10 protein-coding genes are annotated in these 9,680 nt (G+C 73.9%); 3 read left to right on the top strand and 7 right to left on the bottom strand.

The features are described from left to right. On the bottom strand, positions 1-1,187 hold a 1,187-nt coding region (locus tag ABZU46_RS29065; protein WP_354862731.1), incomplete at its 3' end, for an MFS transporter. Positions 1,188-1,507: 320 nt separating this feature from the next. Here ABZU46_RS29065 and ABZU46_RS29060 point away from each other — a divergent pair. Beyond that, positions 1,508-2,425 (top strand): EamA family transporter, encoded by a 918-nt coding sequence (locus ABZU46_RS29060; protein ID WP_354862729.1) that lies wholly within the window; start codon positions 1,508-1,510, stop codon positions 2,423-2,425. Here ABZU46_RS29060 and ABZU46_RS29055 read toward each other — a convergent pair. The 6 genes from ABZU46_RS29055 to ABZU46_RS29030 form a co-directional block, all read right to left on the bottom strand. After that, complete coding sequence (locus ABZU46_RS29055) at positions 2,388-3,332, bottom strand: diacylglycerol kinase family protein (RefSeq protein ID WP_354862733.1); 945 nt, start codon at positions 3,330-3,332, stop codon at positions 2,388-2,390. The two genes, ABZU46_RS29060 and ABZU46_RS29055, sit on opposite strands and share 38 nt — an antisense overlap. Positions 3,333-3,544: 212 nt before the next feature. Beyond that, positions 3,545-4,495, bottom strand: coding sequence for a twin-arginine translocase subunit TatC (tatC, locus tag ABZU46_RS29050; RefSeq protein ID WP_354862728.1), 951 nt, complete (start codon positions 4,493-4,495; stop codon positions 3,545-3,547). Positions 4,496-4,513: 18 nt separating this feature from the next. After that, entirely contained in the window at positions 4,514-4,828 is a 315-nt protein-coding gene (gene tatA, locus ABZU46_RS29045) for a Sec-independent protein translocase subunit TatA (protein ID WP_007459946.1), read from the bottom strand. Positions 4,829-5,009: 181 nt separating this feature from the next. Beyond that, positions 5,010-5,255, bottom strand: a complete 246-nt coding sequence (locus tag ABZU46_RS29040; RefSeq protein ID WP_354862726.1) for a hypothetical protein — start codon at positions 5,253-5,255, stop codon at positions 5,010-5,012. 10 nt (positions 5,256-5,265) lie between these two features. Next, positions 5,266-6,324, bottom strand: a complete 1,059-nt coding sequence (locus tag ABZU46_RS29035; RefSeq protein ID WP_354862724.1) for a YafY family protein — start codon at positions 6,322-6,324, stop codon at positions 5,266-5,268. Further along, a complete protein-coding gene (locus ABZU46_RS29030; RefSeq protein WP_354862723.1) occupies positions 6,321-7,319 on the bottom strand; it encodes a WYL domain-containing protein in 999 nt (332 codons plus the stop codon). Before ABZU46_RS29030 ends, ABZU46_RS29035 begins: the two co-directional genes overlap by 4 nt. Before the next feature lie 118 nt (positions 7,320-7,437). Between ABZU46_RS29030 and ABZU46_RS29025 the strand changes: the two genes are divergently transcribed. Continuing rightward, positions 7,438-8,445, top strand: coding sequence for a cation diffusion facilitator family transporter (locus ABZU46_RS29025; RefSeq protein ID WP_354862721.1), 1,008 nt, complete (start codon positions 7,438-7,440; stop codon positions 8,443-8,445). A gap of 55 nt (positions 8,446-8,500) precedes the next feature. Continuing rightward, positions 8,501-9,586 (top strand): DUF3866 family protein, encoded by a 1,086-nt coding sequence (locus tag ABZU46_RS29020; RefSeq protein WP_354862720.1) that lies wholly within the window; start codon positions 8,501-8,503, stop codon positions 9,584-9,586. The last annotated feature ends 94 nt before the right edge of the window (positions 9,587-9,680 follow it).

Below are 9,680 nucleotides of genomic sequence, written 5' to 3'. Positions count from 1 at the left end.
AGGGGCCGCCAGGCGATGGCGGCGATCGCCGCCATCGCGACGGCGGCGATCCAGAACGGTGTGGTGATCTCCCAGGCGCTGGCGAACAGGCCGCCGAGGAGCGAGCCCAGCGCCGCGCCGCCGAGATCCAGCAATGCGTACACGCTGCCGACCCGGCCGCGCAGGTGCGCAGGCACGACCCGTTGCCGGACCGAGGTGACGGTGATGCCCCACACCATGGCATGGATGCTGAACACGACCAGCACGACGGCGGCGACCCAGGGTGTCGTCGTGGTCGCGAGGCACACGTGCGTCACGACCTCGATCGCCAGGCCGGCACGCAACACGGTGGCGCTGCCGAGCGCGCGCGTGAGCATCGTGGCGACTGCGGTGCCGACCAGGCCGCCGACCGCGAAGGCGGACAACAGAAAGCCGTAGCCGACGGCGGATACACCCAGGCGCTCCCGGCAGTAGAGCACGAACACGGCGAACGCGGCACCGAACGCGATGTTGCCCAGTCCCATGCTCACGGCGAGGGTCCGCAGCAGTCGGTGCCGCCACAACCACCGCACGCCGGCGGCGACCTCGGCACGCAGCGAGGCCCGCCGAGGCGGATCGCCAACGACGGGGACGCGCCGGATGCCCGCGATCAGCGCTGCGGACGTCGCGAAGGTGAGCGCGTCGACCCCGAACGGCACCGCCGCCGCGACGACGAACAACCACGCGCCCAGCGGCTTCGCGACGAACTGGTTACCGATGGTGAAGCTCGCGTAGAGCCGAGCGTTGGCGCGCGGCAGTTCCTCCGGGGCGACCACCGCCGGGAGCAGGGCACCCAGCGCGGTGTCCGCGAGGGTTTCGCCCGTACCCAGAAGGAAGAGCACCGCGTAGATGACGGCCACCGAGACGGTTCCGGTCGCGATGGTCGTCGACAACGCCGCCAGGGCCGCGGCGCGGGCCAGGTTGACGACCACGACCAGACGGCGACGGTCGAGCCGATCGACGTAGGCACCGCTGACCAGGGCGAACAGCAGCCAGGGCAGTTGCTGCGCGAAGACGGCGCCGGCGATGAGGGCCGGGTTGTCGCTGACGGAGGCGACCAGCAGCGGGCCGGCGGCCATGGTGACACCGTCGCCGACGTTGGACACCGCCGCAGCGGTCCACAGTTTGGTGAAGTCCGCGCCGAGACGCGCGGATATAAGGGCACGCACAAGAGCTCCTCGAGCCAGGGAAGGAAACGGTCGTCGTGGGACCGCTCCGCGGCGAGGAGCACCAGACCCCCGGAGGTGATCTCCGGCGGCGCCCGATCAGTGCCGGGCGTGCCCTCGCGGCGAAGCGGAGACCGTGACCATGGCGAGGCGCATGCCAGCTCCCAACTGTGGATCAATACCGGTCCGAGCAGGATAGCTGGCCATCGACGCTCTCGTATCCCCGAAGCGCGACCCGCTCGCCACCAGCCGGGCGACGCGGCTCGCGTTCTTCCCGACGGTCGACACCGCCGGAGAGCCCTGCGGGCTGACCGCCTAGCGTCGTGCTCGTGACGGAGACCCTGCTGCCCGCAACGCGCCCGGCCGACGCGCCCCCGCAGCGCCGCGGCGGCGTCCTCGCCGTGGGGCTGGTGCTCGGCGGGGCGCTGTCGGTGCAGTTCGGCTCCGCCCTGGCCGCGCTGCTCTTTCCGCGTACCGGGGTGGCCGGGGCGGTCACCCTGCGGCTGACGATCTCGGCGGTGCTGCTGCTCGTCGTGTGCCGGCCCCGGCTTCGGGGGTACGACCGCTCGGCCTGGCTCGCGGCCGGCGCGTTCGGGCTGGCCCTGGCCGGCATGAACTCGCTGTTCTACCAGGCCATCGAGCGGATCCCGCTCGGCCCGACGGTGACCCTGGAGGTGCTCGGCCCACTGGCGCTGTCGGTGTTCACCGCCCGTCGGCTGGCGAGCTGGTGCTGGGCGGGGCTCGCGCTGGCCGGGGTGGCGCTGCTCGGGCAGGGCGGCTTCGACCGGCTCAACCCGGCGGGGGTGGCCTTCGCGTTCGGCGCGGGCGCGATGTGGGCGGCGTACATCGTGCTCAGCGCGCGGGTCGGCGGCCGGTTCCCGGGCGCGGACGGGCTGGCCCTCGCACTGACCCTCGCCGCGCTGGTCACCCTGCCGCTGGGCATCGTCGACGGCGGCGCCGTCCTGCTCGACCCGAGGGTGCTGGCGCTGGGCACCGCCCTCGCGGTGCTCGCCTCCGGGCTCCCGTACACCCTGGAGCTGCTGGCGCTGCGCCGGATGCCCACCGCCACCTTCGCGGTGCTGATGAGCCTCGGCCCGGCCATCGCCACCCTCGCCGGATGGCTAGTGCTGCGGCAGGCGCTGACGCTGCTGGAATGCGCCGCCATCGTGCTGGTCATCGCCGCCAGCATCGGCGCGGTACGGGTCAGAGCAGCAGTCGCAGCGCCCCCGGCACGGCAGTGATCGTCACCGGCAGGCGCAGCGAGCGTTCCCCGTCGGCGTACGTGACGATGTCGTCGGCGGCCAGCTCCACGGTGCGGGCCCGGTAGCTGCTCACCAGCGGGTGACTCACGTGGGTGCCCTGGTAGATGCGCGGCTTGACCCGGATGAGGGTCCGCCGGTCGACCCGACCGGCCACCACCACGTCGAGCAGCCCGTCGGTCGGATCGGCGTCGGGGCAGATCCGCATCCCACCGCCGTACGTCGGGCAGTTGCCCACCGCCACCAGCACCGCGTCCATCTCGTGCGGCACCCCGTCCAGGCGCAGCGTGTAGCGGCGGGGCCGGAGCCGGGCCAGCTCGACCACGATCGCCAGGTCGTACCGGCGGGCGCCGCGCGGCCAGCGCATCCGGTTGGCGCGCTCGTTGACGATCGCGTCGAAGCCCGCCGCGAGGACGGCGCCGTACCAGCGCTCGGCCCCGTCGGCGCCGGTCATCCGGGCCAGGTCGACGACGCGGGTCCGGCCGGCGCGCAGCGCCTCGGCGATCACCGCCACGGCGGCGACGGGATCGGCCGGAAAGCCGGTGTCGAGGGCGAAGTCGTTGCCGGTGCCGGCCGGTACCGGCCCGAACGGCACGTCGGTGCCGGCGACGGCCTGCATGGCCCGGTGTACGGTGCCGTCCCCGCCGATCGCGACCAGCGCGCCGACGCCGTCGGCGATCGCGGTACGACACGCCGCCTCCGCCTCGTCCGGACTGGACGCCGACAGCAACCGGACCGGGCGGCCGGCGGCGGCCAGCCCGTCCAGCAGTCGGGGCAGCAGCGCCCGGTGCCGCCCCCGACCGGCCGTGGGGTTGGCGAGCACGGCCACCGGGCCACCCTCGTCCCGGGCGCGGTCGACCGAGTCGCGGGCGGGCGGGGTGCGCTCGATCGGCCCGTCGGTGGGCGGGCCGGGCAGGTGATCGTCTGCGGTCACGGGCAGCACCGTACCGGTCGGACACCCGCCGTTCACCAGGGGCGGCCAACGTCACGATCAGTCTCACCGCCGGCGCGTGGGGTGAGCGTCTGACGGGGCCGCTGACGCGACGACGCCGCCCCCGGCAGGCGGGGACGGCGTCGGTGGACTCCGGCGGCGCGGGGCCGTCAGGTCATGTCGTCGTAGCGGCGTTCGATGGGCGCCGGCTTCGCGATCGGCTCGGGCGCGCCGATCGGCGCGGTCGCGTCGACCCGCTGCCCGGCCACGACCGGGTCCGTGTCGAACTCCAGCGGCGAGACCTCGTCGTCGTCGAGACCGGCGTAGACCTCCTTGCCCCGCCCACGCCGCTTGTCGTTGAGGAACGCGACGCCCACCGCGCCGAAGTAGAGCGCGGAGAGGCAGACCGCCAGGGCGGTCATGCCGAACGGGTCCGGGGTGGGGGTGACCACGGCGGAGAACGCGAAGAACACGAAGATCGCCACCCGCCACCAGCTGAGCAGCCGCTTCGCGCTCGCCAGGCCGACGAAGTTGAGCATCAGCACGATCAGCGGGAACTCGAACGCCACCCCGAACAGCAGGATCAGGTTGGTGACGAAGGAGATGTAGCGGGTGACTTCCAGCGTTGTCGAGATGTCATCGCCGGACACGTTCATCAGGAACTCGAGGCCCTTGGCGGTGACGAAGAACGCCAGCACCGCGCCGGCGGCGAAGAGCGGTGCCGCCAGGGCCGTGAAGGCGTAGGCGTAGCGCCGCTCGTGCCGGTGCAGACCGGGAGCGATGAACGCCCAGAGCTGGTAGAGCCAGATCGGCGCCGCGATGATCAGGCCCACCCAGAGGCCGATCTTCAGGTTCAACAGGAAGAGGTCCGCCGGGCCGAGCTGGACGAACAGGCACTTGCCGGACGCGTCCTTCGACCCCGGCAGGTCGCAGTACGGCTGCGACAGCAAATGCCGCACCGGCTCGGCCAGCCAGATGCCGAAGCCGAAGCCGACAAGGATCGCCAGCGAGGCGCGGAACAGACGGTTGCGCAGCTCGCGGACGTGCTCGATGAGCGTCATCGAGCCGTCGGCGGCCCGTTCGAAGGTGCTCGGGCCGCGCTTACGCAGGGCGAAGGCCACGGTGGTGGAGCCCTTCGGTCAGTTGTCGCGGACGCGGTGCACCGGGTCGACGACCGGCTGCTGCGCCGGCGCCTGCTGGTACGGCGCCTGCTGCGGCTGCCCGGCGTACGGCGCCTGCTGCCCGGCGTGCGGCGGCAGCGGCTGGTAGCCGGCCTGCGCGTCGGCCTTCTCGGCTAGGTCGCGGTCGTCGTCCTGCAGGCTCTTGGTCTCGGCCTTGATGATCCGCAGCGAGCGACCCAGCGAGCGGGCCGCGTCGGGAAGCCGCTTCGCACCGAAGAGCAGGATCAGCACAACCACGAGAACTGCGATGTGCCACGGCTTGAGGGCACCCATGAGAAGCTCCAGTCGCTCTGTGTCCGGGGGGTGATACGCAGCCCATCGTACGTGTGGATGGACCGAATGCCACCTGCCGGGGATGATGATCAGGGCCCGGCCGGTGAAGTCTTGACCAACCGCGATGATCAGTCAACCATCGCCACCCGGCCGGGGGACGACGGTGGCCGACAGAGGTCGGTCAGCCGCGCTTGGCCTTGATCACGGCGAGTCGCTGCTGGGCGGTGTCGAGCTGGCGCTGGACACCCTCGGCGCGCTGCTGCAACGCCTCGGCGGTCTCCCGGAGCGCCTCCGCCTCAGTGGCCCGCCGCTGCAACGCCACCGCGGCGCGGCGCAGCTGGGGCAGCCGGCTCAGCACCGGGCGGACGGCCAGCGCGAGCGCCACGAGCGGGAGCAGCACCACCGCGAGCACGATCCAGATCAGCACGCCGGTCAGCCTACTGGGTGCGGGCGGCCACCGCCGGATCGCCCGACGGCACGCCGGCCGGCACGGAATCGGCCGGCGCACGCCGGGGAACAGCCGCCGGCACGGCGTACGCGTCGAGCGCGGCGGCGGCTGTCGCCCGGACCTGTTCGGCCAGCTCGACCGGGGCGACCACTGTGACGTCCGGGCCGAGGCCCAGCACGAACCGCCGCGCCCAGCCCAGGTCGGTCACCCGCAGCGAGACGAGCCACTGGTCGCCGTCGCCGGCCTCGACCCGCTCGCACGGGTAGTACTCGGTGATCCACCGCTCGCCCCGCCCGATCCGCAGTGTGATCAGCGGCAGGTCGGGCGACGGCCGGAAGACACCCTCGGTGAGGTCGTGCGGGACAGCCTGCGGCGGGACGGTGGCCGGCTCGTCCAGTTCGGTGATCGCGTCGATCCGGTCGGCCCGGAACAGCCGGACCGCCTCCGCGCGCCGGCACCACGCCTCCACGTACGCCCGGCCGCCGACCATCAGCATCCGCAGCGGGTCGACGACGCGCTCGGTGGTCTCGTCCCGGGCCGCCGTGTAGTAGGTGATCCGCAGCGCCTTTCCGCCCTCCACGGCCGAGCGCAGCGCCTCGACCCGCCGGGTGTCCCCGGGCAGCCGGACCGCGACCGGTGCGCCCACCAGGTCACCGGCGGCGTCCTCGATCTTCGCGAGGGCCCGCTCGATGGCCTCCCGGTTGGCCACGCCCGGGGTCTCGGCGAGCATCCGCAGCGCCACCACGAGCGCGAGGGCCTCGTCGGGGGTGAGCCGCAGCGGCCGGTCGATGCCGGCGTCGTAGGTGATGGTCACCCGGTCGCCGTCGAACGCCATGTCGATCAGGTCACCGGGGCCGTAACCGGGCAGCCCACACACCCACAGCAGCTCCAGGTCCTCCCGGAGCTGTCGTTCGGTGACGCCCAGGTCACCGGCCGCCTCGGCGATCTCGATGCCGGGCCGGGCCAGCAGGTAGGGAACCAGGTTGAGCAGCCGCGCCAGTCGGTCGGCGGAGGCGCGGGAACCGCCGCGGGCGGCCGGGCGGGTCACCGGGCACCCCCGGAGACGGTCAGCTCGTCGTGCCGGACGGCGATCTCCTTGAGTCGCTGGATGACCGCCTCGCGGACCTCCGGCGGGTCGAGCACCCGCACGTCCGGGCCGTACCCGACGAGCTGGCCGGCCAGAGAGTCCGGGTCGGCGTACGGCAGGACCAGCTGGTCGCCGTCCGGCCCGGCGGTCACCTCCACCGCCCAGCGGCGCAGGCCGGCGGCCCGCCCGGGCGTCGCCAGCACGGTGGCCCGGCCGGTGCGCTCCACCGGCCCGGACCAGCGGGCCACGTGGCTGATCAGGTCGACGCCGGCCGGCGGCTCGTACGCGCCGGGTGCGCCGGTCACCCGGACCGCGCCGACCACCCGGGACAGGCGGAAGCAGCGGGTCGCCGCGCGGTCCAGGTCGTGGCCGACCACGTACCACCGCCCGCGCCAGCAGACCACGCCCCACGGTTGCAGCCGGCGGCGGCTGGGGGCGTCCCGGTCGGGCACCCGGTAGTCGAACCCGACCTCGCGGCGGTCCCGCGCGGCGGCGGTCAGCGGCGCGAACGCGGGATCGACGGTGACCATCGGCTCCATGCCGAGGGTGGCCTGCGGGTCGACGTCCACCCCGGCGGCGCGCAGCTTGGCCAGCCCGGACGACGCGGCGGCGGCCAGCCCGGCGTGCTGCCACAGGCGGGCGGCGATGCCGACCGCGGCGGCCTCGTCGGGTTCCAGGGGGATGTCGGGCAGCGCGTACTCGCGGTGGGCGATGCGGTAGCCGGGCTCGGCGTCGAAGACGCTGGCCGTGCCGGTCTCCAGCGGGACGCCCAGCTCGCGCAGCTCGGCCTTGTCCCGCTCGAACTTGCGCTGGAACGCCTCGTGGTCGCGCGCGTCGTCGGGGTCGTGCTCGTAGCCGGGCACGGTCGCGGCGATCTGCGCGGCGGTCAGGAACCGTCGCGTGGACAGGAGGCAGATCACCAGGTTGACCAGGCGTTCGGTGCGGGTCCGCGACACGGGTAGACGCTAGCAGCCGACGCGGCGCAGGCGTGCACCCACGCGGGCGTGCCGCACACTTGTTCGGATCGGCCCCCTCCCCCGGCGCGTCGCCGCCCGCGGCCATAGTGTTGCCCTCATGTCGCAGGGCGAGATGAATACCGAGAGCGAGAGCGTCGGCACCGTGGTCGTCGCGGGCGCCGCCAACCTCGCCATCGCGATCGCCAAGCTGGTCGCCGGGCTGATCTCCGGGTCGGCCGCGATGCTCTCCGAGGCGGCGCACTCGGTCGCCGACACGACCACCGAGGTGCTGCTGTTCCAGGCGCTGCGCCGCGGGGCCCGCCCGGCCGACCAACGACACCCCTTCGGGTACGGCAAGGAGAGCTACGTCTGGGCGTTCTTCGCCGCCATGTTCACCTTCGTGGCCGGCGCCGGCTTCGCCGTCACCCACGGTGTCACCACCATCCTCGTGCACGAGCACAGCGGCAACTATCTGATCTCGTACATCGTCCTCGCGGTGTCGTTCGTCATCGAGTCGATCTCGCTGGCCCGGGCCGTTCGGCAGGTCCGCCGCGAGTCCCAGCGCTGGGACACCACACCCCGCCGGTTCCTGCGACTGACCGCCGACACCACCGTCAAGGCGGTCTTCCTGGAGGACAGCGCGGCCCTGATCGGCCTGCTGCTGGCCGCGCTCGGCGTCGGCCTGTCCCAGGCCACCGGCGACGAGGTGTGGGACGGCATCGCGTCGATCCTGATCGGTTTGCTGCTGCTGGCCGTCGCCGGGATCCTGGCCAGCAACAACCTGTCGCTGCTGGTCGGCCGGGCCGTCCCGGAGCGGCTGCGCCGCGAGATCGAACGCGACCTGGCCGGGCTGCCCGAGGTCGAGCGCATCGACACCCTGCTGACGATGCAGCTCGGCCCGGACGACATCCTCGTCGCCGCGAAGGTCGACTTCCGTGACGAGGCCACCGGCGCGGCCATCGAGGCCACCGCCGACGAGGCCGAGCGGCGGCTCACCGGCCGGTACCCGGAAATCCGCTACGTCTTCCTCGACCCGACCCGCTCGCTGCCGGGAGCCGCCGGGCGGGCGCGCGACACCCAGGCCAGGCCGAGCGCGGACGCCGGCGGCGAGCCCGACCCCGCCTGAGGGGCGGGCCGACCCGAGCGCGGGCCGGCTGGTCCGCGCGGCTAGCGTGCCCGTCATGGTGCGATGGCGGACGGGGACGGTGGCGGCGCTGCGGCGGCAGTGGACCGGGGCGGTGGAACTCGACGTCGACCTGCCCGACGGCACGCGCATGCGGGCGCTGGCCTATCCCGAGCTGGTCGGCACGCCCGAGCCGGGTGACCGGGTGCTGCTCAACGCCGGTGCGCTGCTGATGGGGTTGGGCACCGGCGGGTACGCCCTCGTGGTGGCCCTGCCGGACCGGCTGCCGCCGGACCCGCCGGACGCCGGTGACACCCGCGACGCCGGGCACCTGGTCAAGGCCCGCTACACCCCGTTGCAGCCGATCCTGCTCGGCGTCGACGAGGAGGCCAGCCCGCACCGCGCCCTGCTGGCCGACGCCGACGACCTGGGTGGGATGCCGGTGGTCACCGCCGACCTGCACTCGGCGCTGCCGGCGATTCTGGCCGGCATCCGGGCCGAGGCCCCGCACGCCCGGGTGGCGTACCTGCTCACCGACGGCGGGGCGTTGCCGGCCTGGTTCTCCCGCACGCTCGCCGGGCTGCGCGACGAGCTGGCCGGGACGATCACCGTCGGGCAGGCGTTCGGCGGCGACCTGGAGGCCACCACCCTGCACGGCGGCCTGCTCGCCGCCCGCCACGTGCTGGACGCGGACGTGGCCATCGTGGCCCAGGGGCCCGGCAACCTGGGCACCGGCACCCGGTGGGGTTTCTCCGGCATCGCCGTCGGCGAGGCCGTCAACGCGATCGCCACGCTCGGCGGTCGGCCGGTCGGCTCACTGCGCATCTCCGACGCCGACCCCCGCCCCCGACACCGGGGCGTGTCGCACCACAGCCTCACCGCGTACGGCCGGGTGGCCCTCGCCCCGGCGGAGCTGGTGGTGCCCGACGACCTGGACCCGGCCCTCGCGGCCGAGGTCGACGCGGCGCTGGCGCCGCTGACGGCCCGACACCGGATCGTCCGAGTGCCCACCGCCGGCCTGGACGCCGCGCTGCGCGCCAGCGCCGTGCCGCTGTCCACGATGGGCCGCAACCTCGACGCCGACCACGCCTACTTCGTGTCCGTCGCCGCAGCCGGCCGCCACGCCACCACCCACCTCCCCTGACCGCACCCCGCCCCAACCCCCACCCGCCCGCCCGCCCGCGTTGATCATGAAGTTATTGCCCCGACACGCCGGGCGGGCGGGCAATAACTTCATG

Origin of the sequence: Micromonospora sp. NPDC005197, from assembly GCF_040608295.1 — a bacterium.
GTDB lineage: Bacteria > Actinomycetota > Actinomycetes > Mycobacteriales > Micromonosporaceae > Micromonospora.
The sequence above is the reverse complement of the archived record's forward strand: the minus strand, read 5'-3'. Positions and strand labels throughout refer to the sequence as shown.

What these genes read in the sequence shown, in the direction of transcription:
- tatA (WP_007459946.1), bottom strand. Translation starts at nt 4,828, where the DNA reads ATGGGTGCCCTCAAGCCGTGGCACATCGCAGTTCTCGTGGTTGTGCTG.
- ABZU46_RS29025 (WP_354862721.1), top strand. Translation starts at nt 7,438, where the DNA reads ATGTCGCAGGGCGAGATGAATACCGAGAGCGAGAGCGTCGGCACCGTG.
- ABZU46_RS29020 (WP_354862720.1), top strand. Translation starts at nt 8,501, where the DNA reads ATGGTGCGATGGCGGACGGGGACGGTGGCGGCGCTGCGGCGGCAGTGG.